This is a genomic window from Aureimonas altamirensis, from assembly GCF_023702225.1.
GTDB classification, from domain to species: Bacteria; Pseudomonadota; Alphaproteobacteria; order Rhizobiales; family Rhizobiaceae; genus Aureimonas; species Aureimonas altamirensis_B.
Genome location: NZ_JAMQCO010000003.1, coordinates 201,042 through 223,419 on the forward strand (window position 1 = coordinate 201,042; position 22,378 = coordinate 223,419).

21 protein-coding genes, 1 other RNA gene and 1 pseudogene are annotated in these 22,378 nt (G+C 65.5%); 15 read left to right on the forward strand and 8 right to left on the reverse strand.

The features are described 5' to 3' along the window. Nucleotides 1-4: 4 nt before the first annotated feature. Together NDN16_RS06185 and ffs are read right to left on the reverse strand one after the other, a co-directional pair. Nucleotides 5-1,939: a DNA polymerase III subunit gamma/tau gene (locus tag NDN16_RS06185; RefSeq protein ID WP_251113001.1), complete on the reverse strand. Its 1,935-nt coding sequence runs from the start codon at nt 1,937-1,939 to the stop codon at nt 5-7. A 113-nt stretch (nt 1,940-2,052) separates the two neighbouring features. Beyond that, nucleotides 2,053-2,150: signal recognition particle sRNA small type (gene ffs / locus NDN16_RS06190), an RNA gene on the reverse strand. Between the two features lie 75 nt (nt 2,151-2,225). On the opposite strand from ffs, the gene NDN16_RS06195 reads away from it, so the two are divergent. Both NDN16_RS06195 and nudC read left to right on the forward strand, forming a co-directional pair. Beyond that, entirely contained in the window at nt 2,226-2,645 is a 420-nt protein-coding gene (locus NDN16_RS06195; RefSeq protein WP_251112753.1) for an HIT family protein, read from the forward strand. Beyond that, the gene (gene nudC, locus NDN16_RS06200) at nt 2,642-3,562 is read left to right on the forward strand and encodes an NAD(+) diphosphatase (RefSeq protein ID WP_251112754.1); all 921 of its coding nucleotides are present in this window, start codon (nt 2,642-2,644) and stop codon (nt 3,560-3,562) included. Before NDN16_RS06195 ends, nudC begins: the two co-directional genes overlap by 4 nt. Here the strand turns inward: nudC and NDN16_RS06205 are convergent, their stop codons facing one another. After that, nucleotides 3,563-4,423 carry a prephenate dehydratase gene (locus NDN16_RS06205; protein WP_353050202.1) on the reverse strand — a complete coding sequence of 287 codons (861 nt, stop codon included), beginning with the start codon at nt 4,421-4,423 and terminating at the stop codon, nt 3,563-3,565. Nucleotides 4,424-4,453: 30 nt separating this feature from the next. Continuing rightward, a pseudogene (locus NDN16_RS06210) lies at nt 4,454-5,218 on the reverse strand (3-deoxy-manno-octulosonate cytidylyltransferase); the annotation flags it as partial. A 218-nt stretch (nt 5,219-5,436) separates the two neighbouring features. Between NDN16_RS06210 and NDN16_RS06215 the strand changes: the two are divergent. The 9 genes from NDN16_RS06215 (at nt 5,437) to NDN16_RS06255 (ending at nt 16,590) form a co-directional block, all read left to right on the forward strand. Next, complete coding sequence (locus NDN16_RS06215) at nt 5,437-6,213, forward strand: c-type cytochrome (protein ID WP_251112755.1); 777 nt, start codon at nt 5,437-5,439, stop codon at nt 6,211-6,213. Nucleotides 6,214-6,428: 215 nt separating this feature from the next. Next, nucleotides 6,429-8,285, forward strand: a complete 1,857-nt coding sequence (locus NDN16_RS06220; protein ID WP_251113003.1) for an extracellular solute-binding protein — start codon at nt 6,429-6,431, stop codon at nt 8,283-8,285. Next, entirely contained in the window at nt 8,282-10,159 is a 1,878-nt protein-coding gene (locus NDN16_RS06225) for an extracellular solute-binding protein (RefSeq protein WP_251112756.1), read from the forward strand. Before NDN16_RS06220 ends, NDN16_RS06225 begins: the two co-directional genes overlap by 4 nt. 63 nt (nt 10,160-10,222) lie before the next feature. Further along, nucleotides 10,223-11,305, forward strand: coding sequence for a microcin C ABC transporter permease YejB (locus NDN16_RS06230; RefSeq protein WP_039188951.1), 1,083 nt, complete (start codon nt 10,223-10,225; stop codon nt 11,303-11,305). Beyond that, nucleotides 11,302-12,489 (forward strand): ABC transporter permease, encoded by a 1,188-nt coding sequence (locus tag NDN16_RS06235; protein WP_251112757.1) that lies wholly within the window; start codon nt 11,302-11,304, stop codon nt 12,487-12,489. Before NDN16_RS06230 ends, NDN16_RS06235 begins: the two co-directional genes overlap by 4 nt. A gap of 14 nt (nt 12,490-12,503) precedes the next feature. Beyond that, a complete protein-coding gene (locus NDN16_RS06240) occupies nt 12,504-14,132 on the forward strand; it encodes an ABC transporter ATP-binding protein (protein WP_251112758.1) in 1,629 nt (542 codons plus the stop codon). Next, nucleotides 14,129-14,782: an NUDIX domain-containing protein gene (locus tag NDN16_RS06245; protein WP_251112759.1), complete on the forward strand. Its 654-nt coding sequence runs from the start codon at nt 14,129-14,131 to the stop codon at nt 14,780-14,782. Before NDN16_RS06240 ends, NDN16_RS06245 begins: the two co-directional genes overlap by 4 nt. 24 nt (nt 14,783-14,806) lie before the next feature. Continuing rightward, nucleotides 14,807-15,748 (forward strand): 2-hydroxyacid dehydrogenase, encoded by a 942-nt coding sequence (locus NDN16_RS06250; RefSeq protein WP_251112760.1) that lies wholly within the window; start codon nt 14,807-14,809, stop codon nt 15,746-15,748. A 71-nt stretch (nt 15,749-15,819) separates the two neighbouring features. Further along, nucleotides 15,820-16,590 (forward strand): hypothetical protein, encoded by a 771-nt coding sequence (locus tag NDN16_RS06255; RefSeq protein WP_251113004.1) that lies wholly within the window; start codon nt 15,820-15,822, stop codon nt 16,588-16,590. Nucleotides 16,591-16,600: 10 nt separating this feature from the next. Here the strand turns inward: NDN16_RS06255 and NDN16_RS06260 are convergent, their stop codons facing one another. Continuing rightward, on the reverse strand, nt 16,601-17,737 hold the full coding sequence (locus NDN16_RS06260) for a P-loop NTPase (RefSeq protein ID WP_285292495.1): 1,137 nt from the start codon (nt 17,735-17,737) through the stop codon (nt 16,601-16,603). Nucleotides 17,738-17,910: 173 nt separating this feature from the next. Here NDN16_RS06260 and NDN16_RS06265 point away from each other — a divergent pair, with 173 nt between their 5' ends. Next, nucleotides 17,911-18,678 (forward strand): HugZ family protein, encoded by a 768-nt coding sequence (locus NDN16_RS06265; RefSeq protein WP_251112762.1) that lies wholly within the window; start codon nt 17,911-17,913, stop codon nt 18,676-18,678. 25 nt (nt 18,679-18,703) lie between these two features. Here NDN16_RS06265 and NDN16_RS06270 read toward each other — a convergent pair whose 3' ends face one another. From NDN16_RS06270 to NDN16_RS06280, 3 genes are all read right to left on the reverse strand, one after another. Beyond that, the gene (locus NDN16_RS06270; protein ID WP_251112763.1) at nt 18,704-18,988 is read right to left on the reverse strand and encodes a glycine zipper domain-containing protein; all 285 of its coding nucleotides are present in this window, start codon (nt 18,986-18,988) and stop codon (nt 18,704-18,706) included. 80 nt (nt 18,989-19,068) lie between these two features. After that, nucleotides 19,069-20,046 carry a sensor histidine kinase gene (locus tag NDN16_RS06275; RefSeq protein WP_251112764.1) on the reverse strand — a complete coding sequence of 326 codons (978 nt, stop codon included), beginning with the start codon at nt 20,044-20,046 and terminating at the stop codon, nt 19,069-19,071. 74 nt (nt 20,047-20,120) lie between these two features. Next, a complete protein-coding gene (locus NDN16_RS06280) occupies nt 20,121-20,915 on the reverse strand; it encodes a response regulator (RefSeq protein WP_251112765.1) in 795 nt (264 codons plus the stop codon). 279 nt (nt 20,916-21,194) lie between these two features. Between NDN16_RS06280 and NDN16_RS06285 the strand changes: the two genes are divergently transcribed. From NDN16_RS06285 to NDN16_RS06295, 3 genes are all read left to right on the forward strand, one after another. After that, nucleotides 21,195-21,404 (forward strand): NepR family anti-sigma factor, encoded by a 210-nt coding sequence (locus tag NDN16_RS06285; protein ID WP_251112766.1) that lies wholly within the window; start codon nt 21,195-21,197, stop codon nt 21,402-21,404. 6 nt (nt 21,405-21,410) lie between these two features. Further along, on the forward strand, nt 21,411-21,962 hold the full coding sequence (locus tag NDN16_RS06290) for a sigma-70 family RNA polymerase sigma factor (RefSeq protein WP_251112767.1): 552 nt from the start codon (nt 21,411-21,413) through the stop codon (nt 21,960-21,962). An 85-nt stretch (nt 21,963-22,047) separates the two neighbouring features. Beyond that, entirely contained in the window at nt 22,048-22,377 is a 330-nt protein-coding gene (locus NDN16_RS06295; protein ID WP_251112768.1) for a DUF883 family protein, read from the forward strand. The last annotated feature ends 1 nt before the right edge of the window (nt 22,378 follow it).

Genomic DNA, 22,378 nt, shown 5'->3' on the forward strand with positions numbered 1-22,378 from the left:
GGAATCAATCCTCGCTCTCGTCGTCTTCGTCGTCGGCGGCCGCGAAGGCCTCTTCGGGCAATGCGCCCTCCGGGTCGATATCGTCCAGCAGGACGGCCTCGTCAAACCCGGCGTCGTCCACCGGTGCAACGGCGTCCAGCGCCTCGCCCGGTGCCACCGCGCCCAGCGCCTCGGCCCGCAGGCGCACATCGGCTATGCGCGCGCCGGGAAAGGCAGCCATCAAGGCGGACACGTCCGGATCCTGCGCCACGTCGCGCAGAAGCCTTTCCCGCTTCTCCTGCGCGATCTCTTCCAGTGTCGGAGCTTCGACCGGGCCCGTCGCGACGGTCACGATCCAGCGCCGACCCGTCCAGTCGTGCAGCTTGCGCATCAATTCGCCGGGGAAGGTCGCCGGGGCGTCATCGGCAAGGCCGACTTCCAGCCGGCCGGCCTCTACCCGGACCGGCCTCAAGTAACGGCGAATCCGCAACCGCGCCAGAGAATCACGCTTTTCCAGCGCCAGCGCGTCGATATCCTCGAGCGAGCCGATCGCGATAGCAGGCTCCGATTCCGGGGCCTGCACCGGTTGCGGCTGCGGCTCGGGCGCGAAGGAATGAAGGCTGAGCGCCCCGCGTCCGGCCAGGGCCCTGACGCCACCGCGCTCGGCGGCAACCGGCGCCGCGACGGGAGCGCCGACGGCCGCATCCATGCCGCCGGTCGGCCCGGCCGGCCCCGGCGAGCGGGGCGGTGTGGGCGTGGCGGATGCGGCGGCAGCCGGTGCGGCAGGGACCGCGCCTGCGGATTCCACCAGCCTCAACAGTTCCTCCGGCCCGGGGAGGGTCGAGGCGTACGCGATCCGGATCAGAGCCATTTCTGCAGCCTGGCGCGGTGAAGCGGCCAGCCGCGCCTCCTCGATGGCCTTCAGCAGCATCTGCCAGACCTGCGAGAGCGTGCGCACCGACAGGCTCTGCGCCAACCTCGCCCCACGCTCGGCCTCTGCCGGCGCCAGCGATGCGTCCGCCCCGGCCTCCGGCACGAAACGCAGCCACGTGACCAGATGGGTAAAGTCGGCGAGATCGCCGAGAACCACCAGCGGATCGGCCCCGGCGGCGTATTGCGCCCGCAGTTCCTTGATGGCGGCGGCGGCGTCGCCCGCCATCAGCATCTCGAACAGGTCGATCACGCGTGCACGGTCGGCAAGGCCCAGCATGTCGCGCACGGCGTCTGCGCCGACATGCCCGGCCCCGTGCGCTATCGCCTGGTCGGCAAGCGACAGCGCGTCACGGACGGAGCCCTCGGAAGCCCTGGCGATCAATCGCAGCGCCTCTTCGTCGACGGCGACGCCCTCGGCGCCGAGCACCTTGCCGAGATGTTCCATCATGCGGCCGGCATCGACGCGCCGCAGGTCGAAACGCTGGCATCGCGACAGGACGGTGATCGGAACCTTGCGGATTTCGGTGGTCGCGAAGACGAACTTGACGTGCTCCGGCGGTTCCTCGAGCGTCTTCAGCAGGCCGTTGAAGGCCTGCGTGGACAGCATGTGAACCTCGTCGATGATATAGACCTTGTAGCGGGCCGAAACGGGGCGGTATCGCACCTGCTCGATGATCTCGCGGATATCGTCGATGCCCGTGTGCGAGGCGGCGTCCATCTCCACCACATCGACATGCCGGCCTTCCATGATGGCCTGGTCGTGCACGCCGGGCTGGTCCATGCGGATGGACGGCCTGTGCACCGTTTCCGTTTCGTAGTTCAGCGCCCGCGCCAGGATGCGCGCCGTCGTCGTCTTGCCGACGCCGCGCACGCCCGTCAGCATCCAGGCCTGGGCGATCCGCCCCGCCTCGAAAGCGTTGGTGAGCGTTCTCACCATCGGCTCCTGGCCGATCAGGTCGTCGAAACTTTGGGGGCGGTACTTGCGCGCCAGCACACGGTAGGCGCGCTGGCCGCCACGATCCGCCATGTCTTCAGCACTGGCCAAAAGAGCGATTCTCCGGGTGGCGATTCCTGCCGGAACGAAAACCGGTCCGTTCATATGCAGTGATACCGCGCCAGCACGCGGATGCAATGCCGAAGGTGGGAGGCTGGCACGGCGACCCGTGCCGGAACTCGTTGGGGCTGCTTCCTTCCGGACCTGACCCGGTTGGCGAGTGGCTCGTCCACCACCAACCTCCCGCCGTGTATATCGTTCGCTCTTGGTGTAAATGCAACCTCAAAGACAGCGATGGACTGAAATCCGAGGATCACGATTGACCCATCCGACCTTCCTTCTCGACCGCCGGCTCGACGGCGATGCATTCTTCGTACGCCGGCTTGCCCTGTGCCGGATGCTGCTGCTCAACGACCGGCGCTGGCCCTGGCTGCTGCTGGTTCCGGAACGGCCGGGGATCGTCGAGATCTTCGATCTGTCCGATCGGGACCGGGCGACGCTCATGGAGGAAACAAACGCGACGGCCCGGATGCTGGCGCGCGAGTTCGCCTCGCAGAAGATCAATTTCGGCAGCCTCGGCAATATCGTCGAGCAGTTCCACATGCACGTCATCGCGCGCGACGGCCGCGATCCGGCCTGGCCGGGCGCCCCCTTCGGCCATCCGGGGCGCGAGCCCTACGAACCGGACCAGGCCGATGCCATGATCGCCCGGCTGGCGGCGGCGGATCTGGCATCGTGACGCGTCCGCTCGGATTTACCGGCAATCGGCTGTTCCGCGACAGCGAGAAGCGGGGCCCGGACAGCCTGCCGAACGCCCTGGCCGATCCGCGCCTGCGCATCTGCCTCCTGGCCGGACGGGCCTTCCTGGTGACCGGCGCGGACGATGCGCCCGATGCCTTCTTCGATCTTGCCGGGGCACAGGCGCTGGATGCCGCGCTGGCCGAAGCGGTGCTGCTGGGCCATCATCCGGACGATGGCGCTCCGGTCGTTGCGGCCATGGCGCCGACGCCGCCCGAAGGCGCGTCCGCCGTCCGCGCCATGGATCTTCGCGGCCTTGCCATGTCCGGCGCCCTCGGCGGCGATGTCGAAGGTACGCTAGGACAGGCGCAGCATCTTCTATACTGGAACGGGCGGACGCGGCATTGCGGTGTCTGCGGCGGGGTGACCCTGTCCGAGGCCGGAGGCTTGCGCCGGCGGTGTTCCGCGTGCGGCGAGATGTTCTTTCCACGCACCGACCCCGTCGTCATCATGCTGGTGCATGACGGCGCGGACCGTTGCCTCCTGGGCCGCCAGAAGCAGTTCCTGCCCGGCATGTACTCGGCCCTCGCCGGCTTCGTGGAGCCGGGCGAGACGCTGGAAGACGCCGTGCGGCGCGAAGTGCTGGAAGAATCGGGGCTGGAGGTCGGCGCGGTCGCCTATCACGCCTCGCAGCCATGGCCGTTTCCCGGGTCGCTGATGATCGGCTGCTTCGGCCGCGCCCTCGGCGATACGGTGCGCTACGACGCCGACGAGCTGGAGGATTGCCGCTGGTTCGACCGGGCAGAGGTCCGCGCCATGCTGGCCGGCGCGCATCCCCAGGGCCTCGGCGTTCCGAAGCCGTTTGCAATCGCCAACATCCTCATCCGGGCCTTCGCCGACGGAAGGGTGCCCGGCTGATCACTCTCCCGGCACGGTCGGCGGCGTTACCGGCCTGTCGTCCGAAGCGCGATAGACGCCGAGGATCGTCAGCCGCTTGGTGAAGAAGGCGAGTTCCTCCAGCGCATGGGCGACGCCCGTCTCGTCGGGATGGCCCTCGATGTCGGCATAGAACTGCGTGGCCGTGAAGGCCCCGCCGATCTGGTAGCTTTCGAGCTTGGTCATGTTGACGCCATTGGTCGCGAAGCCGCCGAGCGCCTTGTAGAGGGCGGCGGGCAGGTTCCGCACCTCGAACAGGAAGGTCGTTACGATCCGGTCCCCGCGCGACGCCCACAGTGCGCGGTCGCCGTCACCCTTTCGGGACAGGACCACGAAACGCGTGGTATTATGCTCTGCATCCTCGACGTTCTCGGCCAGGATCTCCAGGCCGTAGAGCTCTGCCGCCAGCTTCGGCGCCAGCGCGGCGACGTGCATTTCCTGCATCTGGGAGACCATGCGCGCCGCGCCGGCGGTATCGGCCGCGACGATGCCGCGCCAGCCGTTGCGCCGCAGGATGCCGCGGCATTGGCCGAGGGCGTGGATGTGGCTGTAGACCTCGCGGATGTCCTGCGCCTGCGTGCCCGGCTTGGCCATAAGCTGAAAACGGATGGGCAGGAAGTACTCGCCCACGATCCTCAGACCCGATACGGGAAGCAGATGATGGATATCGGCGACACGGCCGGCGATGGTATTCTCGATCGGGATCATGGCAAGGTCGGCTTCGCCGCGCGTCACCGCGGTGAAGGCCTCCTCGAACGTATCGCAGGGCAAGGGCTCCATGCCGGGATACATGTTGCGGCATGCCGTGTCGGAATTGGCGCCCGGCTCTCCCTGGAACGAGATCCGGTTGGTGCGGGCGGCGGATACGTAGAAGGCGCGCGCGTCCTCGAGTTGGGGCGCCGTATCCACCCCCAGGGGCACGGCCTTCACGATGGCGGCGTCGATCCGCAGACCCGCCTCCAGCGCGCGCAGCTGCTCGAGGCTTTCGCGCCGCTCGAGCGCCGACGGCCCCAGGGCCACGAAACGCTCGAGCGCGGCGCGTCGATAGGCATAGATGCCGACATGGTGGAACAGGGGCCCCTGCCCCGAAGGAGCCGTCGCGCGAGTGAAGTAAAGGGCGCGCAGCCTGTCCTCGGCGACGGAGCTGCCGACAAGCTTGACGACGCTCGGATCCTGCGCGTCCGCGCCCCCCTCGAAGGGCACCGCCACAGTGGCGATATCGCAGGCAGGCTCCAGCAGCGGCGACAATACGGCGCGAATCGTTTCCGGCTCGATGGTCGGAAGGTCGCCCTGGAGGTTCACGATCGTGTCGAAACCGCCGTCCGGGTCGAGCAGCGTCAGTGCCTCGAAGATGCGGTCCGAACCCGATTGATGGCCGGCCCCGGTCATCACCGCTTCGAATCCGGCGGCCCTTACGGCAAGCGCGACATCGTCGGAATCGGTCGCGACCACGACGGGGCCGACATTGGCGGCGGCGGCGCGCTCGGCCACCCGGACGATCATGGGCTTGCCGGCGATATCGGCGAGCGGTTTGCCGGGCAGGCGCGTCGAGGCAAGACGGGCGGGTATCAGAATAACTGGGCGCATCGCTTCAGGACCCTGTGGACGAGGACCGTCCGGTTGTTTTTGCGTCCGCATCGCCGCAGCAATTGCTTGATCGGCGCGGCGGGCAATGTAAGAAGACTTCCAAGCTTGCGGCCCGGCGGTTTCGCGCAAATGCACCGAGACCGGCGATTCGCAAGCCCAGGGAGCGGTCTACAGGTGTTGCCTTGAAAGGGCAAAAGACATAGCTTCCGCGCGATTTTTAGAACCGTTCGTCGGTGCCGCCGCCGGCTGATGAGGGAGCCGCCCTGTCCATGAATTCTTTCGAGGCCAACAAGATCTTCGGTGCCGTGCTCGGTACTGTGTTCGTTCTGTTTGGCGGCAGCCTTCTTGCCGAAGTCATCTTCCATTCCGAGGCGCCGGAGCGTCCGGGCTTTGCGATCGAGGTGCCCGAGGATACCGGGGCCGCCGCCGAGGCGCCCGCAGCCGTGCCCATCGCGGTCCTGATGCAGGATGCCGATGCGGAGGCCGGCGCCGCCGTCTTCAAGCGCTGCCAGGCCTGCCACAGCGGCGAAAAGGATGGTCCGAACCTCGTCGGCCCCGATCTGTGGGACATCGTCAACCGGCCGATAGCCGTGCATGAGGGCTTTTCCTATTCGGCAGCCATGAACGCCTTCAGCGAGGATCATGCGGTCCACTGGGACTACGAGCATCTGAACGGCTTCCTGCACAATCCGCGCCAGTATGTCAGCGGTACGGCGATGAGCTTCGCTGGCATCAACAATGACGGAGACCGCGCCGACCTGATCGCCTATCTGCGGACGCTGTCGGACAACCCTGCCCCCTTGCCTGAAGTGGAAGCCGCGCCGGCAGAAGGCGGCGATGCATCCGCACCCGCCGAAGGGGAAGCCGCGCCCGCCGAAGGCGGTGATGCCGCCGCACCCGCCGGGGCCGCGCCGCAGGTGACGGAACCCTCCACCACCACCACGACGGATGGCGCGCAGCAGGCTCCGGCGACGACCGACCCTTCCACGGGCGAGCAGGAAGCACCTCCCGCACCCGCTGAAGGTGCCCCGGCCGGCGCGCAGTAGGTTTGTGCATAGATATATTTCGGAAAAGGCCGGCCGACCGCCGGCCTTTTTTGTTGGCGTATTCTTGCGCCTCCGGGACCGGCGATTAAACTTTCGTCATGATGAGGGTTTGTCCAAACCGTGCCACAAAGCTGGCCGCAGCTTGGGTGCGACCCTGGAAACGATATGCGGAGACAGATTTGACCGGACGCGCCGTTGCCCCGACCCTCGCCCTGATGGTCGCCGCCTTCTCCTTCGCCGCGCCCGTTCGGGCGCAGGAGCCCGCCGTCGGCGAATGGCGCGAATGGTCCAGCATCATCGAGCCGTCCAAATACGGTGACGATTTTGCCCACTACGACTACGTCAACCCCGATGCCCCGAAGGGCGGCACGCTGAACCTTGCCGGCTCGGGCAGCTTCGACAGTTTCAACCCGTTCGTGCTGCGCGGCACGGCCGCGGCGGGTTTCGCGGCATTCGGCGGCGGCCTTGCCTACGATACGCTGATGGACCAGGCGCTGGACGAGCCGGGCGTCAGCCACGGGCTGATCGCCGAGGCGATCCGCTATCCTGCCGATTATTCATCCGTCAGTTTCCGGCTGGATCCCGATGCCCGCTGGCACGATGGCGAGCCGATCACCGTCGACGACGTGATATGGAGTTTCCAGACGGTTACGCGCCTCTACCCGCTCTATGCCAACTACTATCACAACGTCACCTCCGTCGAGGAAACCGGCGAGCGCGAAGTCACCTTCCGCTTCGACCAGACCGGCAACCGTGAACTGCCCAACATCATGGGGGATCTCGTCGTATTGCCCCAGCACTACTGGGAAGGCACGGACGCGCGGGGCAACAGGCGCAATATCGAGGAGCCGACGCTGGAGCCGCCTCTCGGCTCGGGCCCCTACCGCGTCGCCAGCTTCGACACCGGAAACACGATCACCTGGGAGCGGGTGCCCGATTATTGGGCCAAGGACCATCCGACGCGCCTTGGCCGGTATAATTACGATCGCATTCACTACACCTATTTCCGCGATCTGAACTCAGCCTGGGAAGCGTTCAAGCGCGGCGGCTTCGCCGATTATCGCGCCGAAAACAGCGCCGGGCGCTGGGCGACGGGCTACGATTTCCCGGCCTTCAAATCCGGCCAGGTGAAGAAGGAGGCGCTGCCGACGGAGGGCGCGCAGCCGATGCAGGCTTATGTGCTGAACACGCGGCGCGAGAAATTTGCCGATCCGCGCGTGCGCCATGCCCTTCTGCTGGCCTTCAATTTCGAGGAGATGAACCGCACGCTGTTCCACGGTCAGTACAAGCGGACGGGCAGCTACTTCCAGAATACCGAACTGGCCGCCAGCGGCCTTCCCGGGCAAGACGAACTGGCCGTTCTCGAGCCCCTGCGCGACAAGCTGCCGCCGGAGGTCTTCACGCAGGAATATGCGCTGCCCGATTATTCCGCCCCCAATGCCGAGCGCACCTACCTTCGCGAGGCCTTCGACCTGCTGCGCGAGGCGGGGTACGAGCGGCGCGGAAGCGACCTCGTCAAGGGCGATACGGGCGAAGTGCTGAGCATCGAGTTCCTGGGGGACGACCCCAACGACAGCCGCATCCTGGAGCCGTATGCCAACCAGTTGCGCCGGCTGGGCGTCCGCGCCACCGTGCGGATCGTCGATGCCTCGCAGTATCAGGCGCTGGTGGACGAATTCGATTTCGACGTGGTGACCGGGCAGTTCCAGCAGTCTCTGTCCCCAGGCAACGAACAGCGCGACTTCTGGAGCTCGGCCGCCGCGTCGCAGCGCGGCAGCCGCAACCTGGCCGGCATCCGCAACGAGGCCGTGGACGCGATCATCGACAAGATCGTCTTCGCACCGGATCGCGAGAGCCTGGTGGCCGCCAGCCGCGCGCTCGATCGCGTGCTGTTGTGGAACTATTACATGGTCCCGCAATGGCATAATCCCGACATCTGGCTGGCCTATTGGGACAAGCTCCAGATGCCCGAGAAACAGCCGGCCTATATCGGCCTGGACCCGTTCTCCTGGTGGGTGCGCGCTGGTGCGGCCGCTCCGCAGCCGGCCGCTGCCGAAGGGCAGCCGCAATGACGGGGCTCTGGCTCCATCGCCGCCGTTTCGGGCAGATCCTGGCCGGGGCCGCAGGCGCGGCGGCGTTTCCGCGCCTGTCCCTGGCGGACAACCCTACAGACCGGCCATTGCACGGCCTGTCCGCCTTCGGCGAGTTGAAGTATGCAGAAGGCTTCGAAAGCTTCGACTACGCCAATGTGGATGCGCCGGTGGGCGGGCGCATGGTCCTGAGCGTGCCGTCCTGGCTGTTCAACCAGGCGCCCGATACGTTCGATACGCTCAACACCTTCGTGCTGCAGGGCAATGCCCCGCCCCGCATGGAAAAGCTGTACGACACGCTGATGGTTTTGGCTCTGGACGAGCCAGACTCGATCTATTGCGCCCTGGCGGAATCGGTCGCCATGTCTGCCGACACCAACAGCTTCACCTTCCGGCTGCGGCCGGAAGCGCGCTTTTCGACCGGAGAGCCGGTCACTGCGCAGGATGTCGCCTTTACCTACGAGCTGATGAAGCGCGAGGGCCATCCGAGCCTGATGATCCTCCTGTCCGAGGTCGACAGCGTCGAGGCCACCGACCCGCAAACCGTCATCATGCGCTTTTCGGGCCAGCAGACGGTGCCGGCGGCGCTGGGCGCCATGTCCGGCATTCCGATCCTCAGCGCCGCCTTCCTGGACGGGAAGGACTTCACCCGCACCGGGATGCAGGAACTTCCCGGCAGCGGCAATTATCGCGTCGGCCGGTTCGAGCCGGGGCGCTTCATCGAATATGAGCGGCGCGACGATTACTGGGGCTGGGCGCAGCCCTTCGCGCGGGGGCTGGACAACTTCCAGACGCTGCGCATCGAGTTTTTTCGCGACAGGCAGGCGGCCCTGCAGGCCTTCAAGAAGGGCGACATCACCTGCCGCCAGGAGTTCACCACCAAGGCCTGGGCGAGCGAATACGACATTCCGGCCGTCGCCGAGGGGCGGATCGTCAAGCGCGAGTTTCCCGCCGACAAGCGGCCCAAATTCCAGTGCTGGGCCTTCAACCAGCGCCGCGCCCAGTTTGCCGATCCGCGCGTGCGCCGGGCCATCAACCTGTGCTTCGACTTCGAATGGACGAATGCCAACCTGATGTTCGGGCTGCGCACCCATTCCAATTCCTGCTTCCAGGGGTCCGAGTTCGTGGCCACGGGTGCGCCGGGCGCCGACGAGCTGGCCTTTCTGGAGCCGCTGCGCGCCGACCTGCCGCCGGAAGTGTTCGGCGAGGTTTGGGTGCAGCCCGTATCGGATGGCAGCGGCTTCGACCGCGCCATGCTGCGCGAGGCCAGCACGCTGATCGCCGATGCCGGCTTTCGGCGAGACGGTGACCGCCTCGTCAATGCGCAGGGCGTCGTGCTGTCCGTGGAGTACATGATCAACGATCCGGAACAGACCCGTGTCTACGGCAAGATGATCGAGAACATGCGCCGCGTCGGCATCCGGGCCGATTTCCGGCTGGTGGACGCCGCCCAGTATCAGGCGCGGCAGAACCGCTTCGAGTTCGACATGATGCTTTCGGCCTTCTCGCTGGGCGCGACGCCGACGCCGGAAAGCCTGCGTATCTTCTTCGGCAGCGGCATGAAGGACGCGCAAGGAGGCTACAATTTCCCCGGCATGGCCAGCCCTGCGGTGGACGCACTGATCGAGCGCACCGGCACGGCCAAGAGCCGCGACGAGCTCGTAGCCATCATGCGCTGCATCGACCGCGCGCTGCGGGCGCGGCTGGACTGGGTTCCCAACATCACCTCCGACGTCAATCACATGGCTTACTGGGATATGTTCGGAATGAAGGACGAAAAGCCCGATTACGGCTTCCCGGTGGAATCCCTCTGGTGGTACGAAGAAGATAGGGCCCGCGCCATCGGCCGGGCCTGACCCGCCATGACAGGCCCGGCCGTCGTCGCCGCCCACCCGAACCGGAGTTGAGAACCAGCCGATATGGGCGCCTACATCCTACGCCGCTTGCTGCTGATGATCCCGACGCTGTTCGGCATCATGGCCATTTCCTTCATCGTCATCCAGTTCGCGCCGGGCGGGCCGGTAGAGCAGGTCATCGCCACCCTGCAGGGCCAGGCGGGCGACCGCCTGTCGGGCGGCGGCGCAGGCGAGACGCAATACCAGCCCAGTACGGACAGCTCCGGCTATCGCGGCGCGCAGGGGCTGGACCCCGCCTTCATCGCAAAGCTGGAGCAGCAATTCGGCTTCGACAAGCCGCCGCTGGAACGCTTCGGCCTGATGATCTGGAATTTCGTCCGCTTCGATTTCGGCGAAAGCTATTTCCGCTCGGTGAGCGTCATCGACCTCATCAAGGAAAAGATGCCCGTTTCCATTTCGCTCGGGCTGTGGATCACCCTGATCTCCTATGGCATTTCCATTCCGCTGGGCATCCGCAAGGCGCTGAAGGACGGAACGAGCTTCGACGTCTGGACATCGGCCATCGTCATCGTCGCCTATGCGATACCGGGCTTCCTGTTCGCCGTGCTTCTGATCGTGCTGTTCGCCGGCGGATCGTTCCTGGACTGGTTTCCCCTGCGCGGCCTCGTCTCCGACAACTGGCATCAATTGTCCTGGCCGGAGCGGATCGTCGACTATTTCTGGCACCTGACCCTGCCGCTGATCGCTCTTTCGCTGTCGGCCTTCGCCACCACGACGCTGCTGACGAAGAACTCCTTCCTGGACGAAATCCGCAAGCAATACGTGACGACGGCACGGGCCAAGGGGCTGACCGACCGCAAGGTGCTGTACGGCCACGTCTTCCGGAACGCGATGCTGATCATCGTCGCCGGCTTTCCAGGCGCCTTCATCTCGGCCTTCTTCACCGGTTCGCTGCTGATCGAAACGATCTTCTCTCTCGACGGGCTGGGCCTGCTCGGCTTCGAGAGCATCTATCGGCGCGATTATCCCGTGGTCTTCGCGACGCTCTACATCTTCTCGCTGATCGGCCTGGTCGCGACCCTGGTCTCCGACCTCTGCTACACATGGATCGACCCGAGGATCGACTTCGAAAGGCGGGACGTATGAGCGTGGATTCCCTGGAACCCGCGGCCAGCCGCGCCAGCGCCGATGCCGCCGGGATCGCGCAGGTTGCCCCGTCGGCGGCCGCGCGGCGCCCCCGCCTGTCGCCGCTAAACCGCCGTCGCTGGCAGAACTTCAAGGCGAACCGGCGAGGCACATGGTCTCTCTGGATCTTCCTCGTGCTGTTCGTGGTCACGCTGTTCGCCGAGTTCGTGGCCAACGACAAGCCGATCCTCATCCAGTATCGGGGCGAATATTACGCGCCGATCTTCGTCGACTATCCGGAGGAGGTCTTCGGCGGCTTCCTGCCCGTCACCAATTACCGCGACCCTTTCATCCAGAATGAGATCGCAGAGAACGGGTGGGCGGTCTGGCCGCCGATCCGCTATTCCTACCGTACGGTCAACAACGAGGTGCCGACACCCGCCCCCTCGCCGCCCTCCTGGACGATGACCAAGGAGGAGCGCTGCCAGCGCTATCCCGAAGGCGTTGCCGACATCAACTGCAATTTCGGCAACATGAACTGGCTCGGCACCGACGACCAGGCGCGCGACGTGCTGGCACGCCTTATATACGGGTTCCGCATCTCCGTACTGTTCGGGCTGGTGCTCACGATCGCCTCCGCCGTCATCGGCGTTTCCGCCGGTGCGGTGCAAGGCTATTTCGGCGGCTGGGTGGACCTGATCTTCCAGCGCTTCATCGAGATCTGGTCGTCCATTCCGGTCCTTTACCTGCTGCTCATCGTGGCCGCGATCCTGCCGCCCGGCTTCTGGATATTGCTCGGCATCATGCTGCTGTTCTCGTGGGTGGCCTTCGTGGGCGTGGTGCGCGCCGAATTCCTGCGCGCCCGCAACTTCGAATATGTGAATGCGGCGCGGGCACTGGGCGTCAAGGACGGCACCATCATCATGCGCCACCTTCTGCCGAACGCCATGGTGGCGACGCTGACCTTCCTGCCCTTCATTCTCAACGGCTCCATCACCACGCTGACATCGCTGGATTTCCTCGGCTTCGGCCTGCCGCCCGGCTCGCCGTCGCTGGGCGAGTTGCTGGCACAGGGCCGCAACAACCTGCAGGCGCCGTGGCTCGGCATTTCCGGCTTCGTCGTCCTGTCGCTGATGCTCTCGCTGCTCGTCTTCGTGGGCGAGGCCGTGCGGGACGCCTTCGACCCGCGAAAGAGCTTCCAATGAAAGCCGGCGTCCCCATGACAGAGACCGCAGACCGGCCGCTGCTGGATGTGCGCAACCTTTCCGTCGCCTTCGGACGGACGCTCGCCGTCGACGACGTGTCCTTTTCCATCGCGCCGGGCGAGACGCTGGCGCTGGTGGGCGAATCGGGCTCAGGCAAATCGGTTTCGGCGCTGTCGGTCCTTAAGCTCCTGCCCTATCCTGCCGCCAGCCACCCCGGCGGCGCGATACTATATGACGGACACGATCTGCTGCGCGCCGACGACACGTCGTTGCGCGGCATTCGCGGCAATCGCATCTCGATGATCTTCCAGGAGCCGATGAGCTCCCTCAACCCGCTTCATACGATCGAGAAGCAGGTCGGCGAGATCATGAAAGTACATCGCGGATTGTCCGACCGGCAGGCGCGCGAACGCACGCTCGAGCTTCTGCATCAGGTCGGCATCCGCGACCCCGAAAAACGGCTGAACGCCTATCCGCATCAATTATCGGGCGGCCAGCGCCAGCGCGTCATGATCGCGATGGCGCTGGCCAACGAGCCCGACCTGCTCATCGCGGACGAGCCTACCACCGCGCTCGACGTGACGGTGCAGGCGCAGATCCTGGAGCTCCTGAAGAAACTCCAGGCCGAGCGCGGCATGGCCATGCTGTTCATCACCCACGATCTGGGCATCGTGCGCCGCATCGCCGACCGCGTCTGCGTGATGTTCAAGGGCAAGCTGGTCGAGGAAGGCCGGACGGAGGACATCTTCGCCCATCCGCGTCATTCCTACACCAAGCATCTCCTGGCGGCCGAGCCCAAGGGCCGCCCGCCCGCCGCGAACGAAAACGCCGCCCTGGTCATGGAGGGGCGCGACATACGGGTCTGGTTTCCCGTCCGCACCGGCCTCATGCGCCGGGTGAGCGACCATGTGAAGGCGGTGGACGGCGTCGACGTCGCGGTACGCGCCGGGCAGACGGTGGGGGTTGTCGGGGAGTCCGGCTCCGGCAAGACGACGCTTGGCCTGGCGCTGACGCGCATGATCGCATCGAAGGGCGAGATCCTGTTCGAGGGCGAGCGCATCGACCAGCGGTCCTTTGCCGAAATGCGCAGCCTGCGCAAGCGCATCCAGATCGTATTCCAGGATCCCTACGGCTCTTTGTCGCCGCGCATGCCGGTGGCCGATATCGTGGCGGAAGGCCTGTCCATCCATGCGTCGGAGCTCTCCACCGAGGCGCGGGAGGCCCGCGTGGTCTCGGCCCTGCGCGAAGTGGGCCTCGATCCGGAAACGCGCTTCCGCTATCCGCATGAATTCTCCGGCGGGCAACGCCAGCGCGTCGCCATCGCGCGCGCGATGGTGCTGAATCCCAGATTCGTCATGCTCGACGAGCCGACATCCGCGCTCGACATGAGCGTGCAGGCACAGGTAGTCGACCTTTTGCGCGACCTGCAGAGGAAGCACGACCTCGCCTACCTGTTCATCAGCCACGACCTCAAGGTCGTGCGCGCGCTGGCAAACCACATCATCGTCATGCGCAATGGCAAGGTGGTGGAGTCCGGCCCCGCAGAGGACGTGTTCGACCGGCCCCGCACCGATTACACGAAGGCGCTGATGGCGGCGGCCTTCGACGTCAAGGCCGTTGCGGCCGGTGGAGTATCGCAATGAGCACATCCGATCGCCGGCGGCTGGCAGACCAGCCGCTCGACTTTACCCTGACGTCCGAGGAGCGATTGGCAGACGGCTTTCGTCCGCTCGACCGCCTATTCGTATCGCACGCCAGCCTGGATGGGGCCCGGCGCTTCGAGGGCGTGCGACGCGAAGTCCTGCGTGCGCGCGAAGCGGCAATCGTCCTTCCATACGATCCCGATACCGACGAGATCGTCATCATCCGCCAGTTCCGCATCGGCGCGGCACTGAAGACGCCCAACGCCGCGGCACTGGAGCTGCCGGCCGGCCTCATCGACGACGACGAGAAGCCGGCCGTCGCGGCCATACGGGAACTGCGCGAAGAAACAGGGCTCGAGGCGCTGGCAACAGCCCCGCTCTTCTCCGTCCTGACCTCTCCCGGCCTGTGCGACGAGGTTGCCCACTACTTCATGTGCATCGTCGATACGCGACGCCTGCCGCAAACGGCCGGTCTGGCCGACGAGCACGAGGATATCATCCCCATCGCGGCGCCGGCGGAGGCGCTCATCGCTGCGATGGACGAAGGCTTCATCGCCAACAACCTGCTCGTCACGGCTCTCAACTGGTTCGACAGGAAGGGCCGGCCCGTTGCCCGCATGCTTGCCGACAGTATCGATGCTCCGGCCTGACCGGGCCGTTCGAGGGGACACGCCATGACCATCCTGATCTCATCCACCGGGGAATCCCCTGAGCGCTGGCGCGATGCCCTCGCGGCGCAGCTGCCGGACGATACTTTCGCCCTGTCGCCGGACGAGGGCGAGGCCTCCGGCATCGACTACGCCGTGGTATGGCGACAGCCGCAGGGCGTTCTGTCGCGCCTGCCGGCGCTGAAGGCGATATTCTCGCTGGGCGCGGGCGTGGATCACGTCCTGTCCGACCCGACCCTGCCGGATGTGCCGGTGGTTCGGATCGTCGCCGAGGATCTTACCAACCGCATGAGCGAGTATGTCGTCTGGCGCGTGCTCGATCACATGCGACAGGGCCGGCTCTACCGCGAGCAGCAGGAGGCCACCTTATGGCGCGAGCGGTCGCAGCCAGCCGCAGCCTCGGTCTCGGTCGGCATCCTCGGCCTCGGAGAACTCGGGCGCGACGCCGGCCGCAAGCTGCAGGCACTCGGCTTTTCCGTGCGGGGCTGGAGCCGCACGCAACGCACCCTCGACGGCATCGAGACCCATAGCGGCCCGGACGGCCTTGCGGCGTGCCTCGCCGCCTCGGACATCGTCGTCGTCCTGCTGCCGCTGACCGACGAAACACGCGGCCTGATCGACGACGGCTTCCTGTCGGCGCTGAAGGCACAAACGCCCCTGGGCGGCCCGGTATTGATCAATGCCGGCCGCGGCGGGTTGCAGAGCGACGAGGCGATCCTGCGTGCCCTGAACGACGGACGCCTGATGGAAGCGTCGCTGGACGTGTTCGAGGAAGAGCCCCTGCCCACCGCCAGCGCCTTGTGGGCTCATCCCCGAGTGTTCGTGACACCGCATGTCGCTGCCTCCTCGGACCCGACGGCGCTTTCGGTGCTCATCGCCCGGCAGATTTTGCGCCACAGAGCCGGAGAATCCCTCGTCGGCATCGTCGATCGCACGGCCGGCTACTGACCGGCAGCGCGATTATGCTCTAAGCTCCCCACAGGCTGGGTGGAAACGGGTATGGGGTGACGATGCGTGGGATGCGGTTGACCGCATCATTGGCGGCATTTGCAGTCGGCGCGGTCGCAGCCGGCACGGCTTCGGCAGAGGAAGGGCGGCCGGGCTGGGCGCTGCAGGTGACCCCGTATGTCTGGGCCGCCGGCCTGAAGGGCGACATCTCGCCATTCAGGCGCGCGCCGACCATCGGCGTCGAAAAATCCTTCTCCGACGTGCTCGAGGATCTGAACGTCGCAGCCTTCCTGCACGTCTACGGACGTTCCGGTCGCTTCGTGGCGGTGGGAGACCTGCTGTATGTCGACACCACGGATGCACGGCAGGTGGGCGCCCTGCCGGTGATCGGCCAGATCCCGTCGATCGACGTCTCCGTGGATTCCCGCCAGGTTTCCGGCACCCTCATGGGCGGCTATCAGCTATATGCCACGCCGCATTTCAACTTTGCGCTGTTGGCCGGTATTCGGGCGTGGGACATCAGCAACGTCCTGACAGTGGCTACCCCTGTCGGCACCGCATCCTACGACGAGAGCTTCTCGTGGGTCGACCCGATCGTCGGCGCCCGGGCCTTCGTCGTCCTTGCCGATCGGTTGTCCCTTCAGGTCCAGGCCGACATCGGCGGCTTCGGCGCGGGCTCCGAGCGCACATGGCAGGCGCTCGGCACGCTCAACTACGAACTCAACCGGCATCTGTCCGTATCGGCCGGATACAAGGTGCTGGACGTCGAATACGAGGCGGACGGCCATGTCTTCGACACGACGCTGCAAGGGCCTGCGCTCGGCCTGACATACCGGTTCTGACCCAGGACCCCTATTCGAACAGGATCGTGGGCGCGGCAGGCGCCGCATGTCCCTCCAGCCGGGCCAGCACCTTGGTCGCGATGTCGCGGTAGGTAGCGGCGGTTACGCTATCGGGCTGCGTGGCCACGACGGGCCGGCCGGCATCGGAACTCTCTCGGATACCCATCTCAAGCGGCACTTCGCCAAGGAAGGGCACGCCCAGCCGCGCGGCTTCCGCCTTTGCCCCGCCGTGGCCGAATAAATCGTAGCGGCGGCCGGTATCCGGGGCGATGAAGTAGCTCATGTTCTCCACGATGCCGAGCAACGGCACCTCTACCTTGCGGAACATCGCCAACCCCTTGCGCGCATCGATCAAGGCGAGATCCTGGGGCGTGGATACGATCACGGCTCCGGCCAGCGGAACCTGCTGAGCCATCGTCAGCTGGGCGTCGCCGGTGCCCGGCGGCATGTCGACCACCAGAATGTCGAGGGGCGCCCATTCCACCTCCCGCAGCAATTGAGTCAGCGCCGACATGACCATCGGCCCGCGCCAGATCATCGGCGTGTCCTCTTCCACCAGGAAGCCCATGGACATGGTCTTGAGGCCGTACGCTTCCATCGGAAGCAACGCCCGGCCGCCGACCGTCTGCGGCTTGCCCTTCAGCCCCATCAGCCGTGGCACCGACGGTCCGTAGATATCCGCATCCAGCAGGCCCACGCGCTTGCCGGCGGCGGAAAGCCCGAGGGCCAGGTTGACGGCGGTGGTGGATTTGCCGACGCCGCCCTTGCCGGAGGCGACGGCGATGATCTGCCCTATCCCCGGCACACCCGGTTTGCTGCCGCCGCCGCGGGGTGCGCCGGCGTGGGAGTGGCCATGGCCATGAGCCGGCGGTTGCGCCGACGGGCGCGGCGGCGCGGGCTGCTGCGAGCCCCCGCCGGTCCGCTCCGCCGTCAGGGCCACCATGGCCGAGGAGATACCCTCGAGGGCGGTCACCCGTCGCTCGATCTCCTGGCGCATCGGCTCGAACCGCTCGGCCTCGCTGGCCGGCACGGTGAGCGAGAAGAACGCCTTGCCGTCCGCCACGAAGATATCGGACACCATCCCGCGCGAAACGATGTCGGCGCCACCATCAGGGGCCGGCAAACGGCGGAGCATATCCAGGATCATGTCTTTCAAGGCGGCATTCACGAGGCGGCTCTCCAATCTGTCTCAAAACGCATTCCTCAGGCTGTAGAGCCTTTGGTACGCGTTTTCCAACTTATGATCCGGGAATGCGAAGTTCAGGGGGACTTCCCCAAAAAATGATATATGACAGCGCGGATCAACTTATGGAGATCGAGATGGCCGAGACACAAGGCGTGCTGCAACCGGTGACCGATGAGACGCGCCGCCAGGCCCGCCACCTCATCAGGACGGCGCGTCATGCCGCGATGGCCAGCCTGGACCCCGATGATGGCTGGCCACTGGCAAGCCGGGTCCTGGTTGCACCCGACATCACCGGAGATCCGGTCATCCTGGTTTCGACGCTGGCGGCCCATGCGGGAGCGCTCGTCGCCGATCCGCGCGCCTGCCTGCTGTTCGGCGCAGCCGGAAAGGGCGATCCTCTGGCGCATGCCCGCCTGTCGGCGCGGGGCAGCGCCGAGAAAATCGATGCCCGCCATCCCGACTACGAGCGTATCCGGCGCCGGTTTCTGGCGCGGCAGCCGAAGGCGAAGCTGTATGTGGATTTTCCGGATTTCGCCTTCTGGCGAATCGTTTTGTCGAGCGCTTCCCTGAACGGCGGATTCGGCCGCGCGCATGAATTGTCACGCGACGACCTTACGGAGGCGGTCCATGCCGAGATCGTGGACGCGGAGCCGCGTGTCTCCGGGCATATGAACGAGGATCATGCCGACGCGACGGAGCGTATGGTGCGTCAGGCCGGCGGCGCAGGCACGGGCTGGCTCATCGGCACCATAGACCGACACGGCTTCGATTGCGTACGCGGAGACGATGTATGGCGAATCGAATTCGACCGGATGATCGACGCCGGCAGCGACTATCACATGGCCTTCGTGGATTTGGCGCGCCGGGCCAAAAGCGATGCGGCGCCCGAAGGCGCCGCATGATGTTTCCGAAATATCCCGGGCCGGATCAGCGATAGCCGGCCGGGCAGCTTGCCACATAGCGTTGGCCGCGCCCGTCGCGGTAGACGCATTCGCCGGGGCGGCTGGTTGCCGCGCCGACGAGGGCGCCGCCAGCCGCGCCGACCGCACCGCCGATCAGCGCGCCCTGCACGTCACCGCCGACGGCAGCGCCGATGGCCGCCCCACCGAGACCGCCGACTGCCGCGGGTGCGACGATATCCTGATTCGGCGTCTGGCAGCCGGCCAGCGCCAGAAGTGCAGCGAAAACGCCCAGTACAACGAATTTCTTCATGGTGATTTGCCTCTTCAGCTTCGTCCCTAGGGGTTTTCTCTCACGAGTTTGTGGCAGGATGAAAGTGCCTGCGCACATGCTTACACGGCTTTGCGCTGCTCGATTACTTCAAAATGAGCGTCGGGAATGCGCAGGCGGTATCGAAGCCCTTCCGGCTGGTAGCTCAACTCGGCTTCCCCTCCGACGGAATTGGGCACGATTCGCTCCAGCGTCGAAGTGCCGAATCGCGTGTCGCTCCGCTCGCCCACATGCGGGCCGTTCATCTCCTGCCAGTGCAGGGTCAGGTGGCGTGCATCCTGCTCCTGCGCGACATCCACCCGGATGTCGACGATCCCGCCATGAACGGACAGGGAGCCGTAGGATGCCGCATTCACGGCAAGCTCGTGCAGGGCAAGCCCCACATGCAGAGCGGCCGTCGGCGACAAATATATCTCCGGCCCGGCCATGTGAACCTGCCGCATGCCTTCCGGCGCATAGCGCTCCACCTGGCTGGCCACCAGCATGGAAAGGCCGGCGCCACGCCAGTCCGCATCCGTCACGATATCCTGCGAGGCGGACAGTGACTGGATACGGCCCCGGAAGCGCACCAGGAACTCCGGCACGGTGATCGAGTGGCGCGCCGTCTGGCTTGCCAGGCTCTGAATGATCGCCAGGAGGTTCTTGGAGCGGTGCGATAGCTCGCGCAGCAGGGACTTCAGCGTATCTTCGCGGCGCTTCTGCTCGGTGATCTCGAGCGATGTTCCGACGAGACCGATGACTGCTCCCGTATCGTCGCGATCCACATCGACCCGCACGTCGAACCAACGATGCTGCTCCGCATCGGCGATCTGCAACTCGAACCGAGCCGGCTTGCCGCTGTCCAGAACCGTCCGCTTGATGGCATCGCAGCGCTCGGCCGCCGACGCCGGCAGGAAATCGGAATCGCGAAGCCCGTTCGCGGCGGAGGCAAGCCAGGAATTGTCGGCGTTGAACAGCCACAGATAGCGCATGTCGAGATCCTGCGCGAAAAGCGCCATCTCGGTGTTGGTCAACGCGCGAAGGGCCTTGTAAGCGACCATCCTAGCCCCGTTCGAAACTGCGACGGGTCACCGAACGTGCAGCGACGCCGGCACAGTTCCGGGAGTGTTCCACGTCAGGCGGCCGCTTTTTTGTCGGCCTCGAAGAACAGCGCCTGGCTGATCAGCGCCTTCACCATGTCCGGGTTGAAGGGCTTGGTGACGAGGAAGGTCGGTTCCGGGCGCTCGCCGGTCAGGAGCCGTTCCGGGAAGGCCGTGATGAATATCACCGGGACGGAGACCCGCGAGAGGATATCGTTGACGGCGTCGATGCCGGAGCTGCCGTCGGCAAGCTGGATATCGGCCAGCACCATGCCGGGCTTCTGCTCCTCGAACAGGGTGATCGCCTCCTGATGCGTGCGGGCGATGCCCGTTACGCCGTGGCCGAGGCTTTCGACCATCTGCTCGATGTCCATCGCGATCAGAGGTTCGTCCTCGATGATCATGATGTTGGTGGACACCTGCCGGCCGATATCCGCGCTGGCCTGGTCGATCAGGCGGGAAAACTCCGTTTCGGAGGTGTTGAGAATCAGCGCCGCCTCGTCGGTGGTGAACCCTTCCACCGCGACGAGCAGGAAAGCCTGGCGCGGCAGGGGCGAGATGGCGCGCAGGTTGCGCGATGCCTTCTCTTCCCAGGCGGATACGGGCGCATCCTCGCGGATATTCACGTCCAGCGACTGCCAGAGCGACGAGAAGAGGCGGTAAAGCGAAATGCGCGGGCTTTCCTGCGTGTCGAACAGGCCCGGCTCGGCGATCAGGGCTTCCAGGACGGCCGCCACATAGGCGTCGCCGCTGGCCTGCGAACCGGTAAGCGCGCGGGCGTACCTGCGCAGGTAAGGAATGTGCGGCGCAATGCGCGACGACATCGACATGGAAACTCCCCTCGTGCCGATCAACCAGACCGGAATAGGACATGATTGCAGCCGCGGATATGGGGCTGTCGAAAAAAATGCCAACGGTTCCTACATGATTTCCAGACTAGATTTTTGAAATCGTGAATGTGTGCCCGCGCGCCGTCACGAATGACGAAACAAAACTGCCCGGCATGGTCTTGCTGATCGAGGCCGGCGGCACATTTTATCGGCAGCCTGGCTTTGCACCGCGACGCAACCTGCGGCCAGCGGAACAGGAAGCAGCCCATGCGAGGTTTGATGGACGACCAGAGAAAGCCGGCGGAATCGCCCAAGGGCGCTGAGCGCAAGGACGATACCGCCCTGGGCGCAAGCAGCGCCATCGGACGGCGGCTCAAGGCCTATTACGAAGATGTCGCGAGCGAGCCGGTGCCGGATCGGTTCCTTTCGCTTCTCGATGCCCTGGACGCCGCGGAAAAGGGTGGCCCGAAATCCGGTATGGGAGACTGACGGCCCATGAGCGAAAACCCGGACTTCAGAAAAGAACTCATCTCCATAATCCCGAGCCTGCGTGCCTTTGCGGCGTCGCTCGCCGGGAATTTCGACAGGGCGGACGACCTCGTTCAGGAAACGCTGGTCAAGGCATGGGACAAGCAGCACACCTTCCAGCCGGGCACCAATCTCAAGGCATGGCTGTTCACCATCCTGCGGAACGAGTTCTATACCCAGATGCGCAAGAAGGGCCGCGAAGTGCAGGATGTGGACGGCATCCACGCCATGCAGCTTGCGGGACATCCGGAACAACAGGGCCATCTGGACCTGCAGGATTTCCGCAAGGCGCTCGACCTCCTGCCGGACGATCAGCGCGAGGCGCTCGTGCTGATCGGGGCGTCCGGCTTCTCCTACGAGGAGGCAGCGGAAATCTGTAAATGTGCCGTCGGGACGATCAAGAGCCGGGTATCGCGGGCCCGCATGCGGCTTGCCGAGACGCTTGGCATCGAAGGCGACGGAGAATACGGTCCGGACTCGATCTCATCGCAGATCATCGGCGTTGCGCCGGCTGCCTGAACCTCGGAACGGAACCGGCAACTCCGCATTATCCGGGGAAGCGCAAGCTGCATATCGACCGCTCATTCGGAAGGGAAATTATTTCATGTCGAGCATCAACCCCAGCGAATCCACGAATACCGACCCGGCCGAGGGCGATCTGGAAGCGCAGGTGAAGCGGTTGCGCGAGGATCTCGCGGATGTCGCCGAAACGCTGAAGGGTCTGGCCGGAAGCCGCGCAAACAATGCGCGCGACCAGGCTTTCGCCTTGAAGAACGACATCAAGGAAACCGGCGAGCAGTATTTCCGGCAGGCTCAGGAAACGGTCGGCGAGCTTGAAGAACAATTGAGCGAGCGGGTTCGCTCGGAGCCGTTGAAAGCCGTCCTGATCGCTGCGGCGATCGGGTATTTCTACGCTCGCATCTTCAAAAACTGAT

Coding starts and splice junctions, on each gene's coding strand:
- NDN16_RS06185 (WP_251113001.1), bottom strand. CDS start 1,939: ATGGCGGATCGTGGCGGCCAGCGCGCCTACCGTGTGCTGGCGCGCAAG.
- NDN16_RS06215 (WP_251112755.1), top strand. CDS start 5,437: ATGAATTCTTTCGAGGCCAACAAGATCTTCGGTGCCGTGCTCGGTACT.
- NDN16_RS06220 (WP_251113003.1), top strand. CDS start 6,429: ATGGTCGCCGCCTTCTCCTTCGCCGCGCCCGTTCGGGCGCAGGAGCCC.
- NDN16_RS06225 (WP_251112756.1), top strand. CDS start 8,282: ATGACGGGGCTCTGGCTCCATCGCCGCCGTTTCGGGCAGATCCTGGCC.
- NDN16_RS06230 (WP_039188951.1), top strand. CDS start 10,223: ATGGGCGCCTACATCCTACGCCGCTTGCTGCTGATGATCCCGACGCTG.
- NDN16_RS06235 (WP_251112757.1), top strand. CDS start 11,302: ATGAGCGTGGATTCCCTGGAACCCGCGGCCAGCCGCGCCAGCGCCGAT.
- NDN16_RS06240 (WP_251112758.1), top strand. CDS start 12,504: ATGACAGAGACCGCAGACCGGCCGCTGCTGGATGTGCGCAACCTTTCC.
- NDN16_RS06245 (WP_251112759.1), top strand. CDS start 14,129: ATGAGCACATCCGATCGCCGGCGGCTGGCAGACCAGCCGCTCGACTTT.
- NDN16_RS06250 (WP_251112760.1), top strand. CDS start 14,807: ATGACCATCCTGATCTCATCCACCGGGGAATCCCCTGAGCGCTGGCGC.
- NDN16_RS06255 (WP_251113004.1), top strand. CDS start 15,820: ATGCGGTTGACCGCATCATTGGCGGCATTTGCAGTCGGCGCGGTCGCA.
- NDN16_RS06260 (WP_285292495.1), bottom strand. CDS start 17,737: ATGATCCTGGATATGCTCCGCCGTTTGCCGGCCCCTGATGGTGGCGCC.
- NDN16_RS06265 (WP_251112762.1), top strand. CDS start 17,911: ATGGCCGAGACACAAGGCGTGCTGCAACCGGTGACCGATGAGACGCGC.
- NDN16_RS06270 (WP_251112763.1), bottom strand. CDS start 18,988: ATGAAGAAATTCGTTGTACTGGGCGTTTTCGCTGCACTTCTGGCGCTG.
- NDN16_RS06275 (WP_251112764.1), bottom strand. CDS start 20,046: ATGGTCGCTTACAAGGCCCTTCGCGCGTTGACCAACACCGAGATGGCG.
- NDN16_RS06280 (WP_251112765.1), bottom strand. CDS start 20,915: ATGTCGATGTCGTCGCGCATTGCGCCGCACATTCCTTACCTGCGCAGG.
- NDN16_RS06285 (WP_251112766.1), top strand. CDS start 21,195: ATGGACGACCAGAGAAAGCCGGCGGAATCGCCCAAGGGCGCTGAGCGC.
- NDN16_RS06290 (WP_251112767.1), top strand. CDS start 21,411: ATGAGCGAAAACCCGGACTTCAGAAAAGAACTCATCTCCATAATCCCG.
- NDN16_RS06295 (WP_251112768.1), top strand. CDS start 22,048: ATGTCGAGCATCAACCCCAGCGAATCCACGAATACCGACCCGGCCGAG.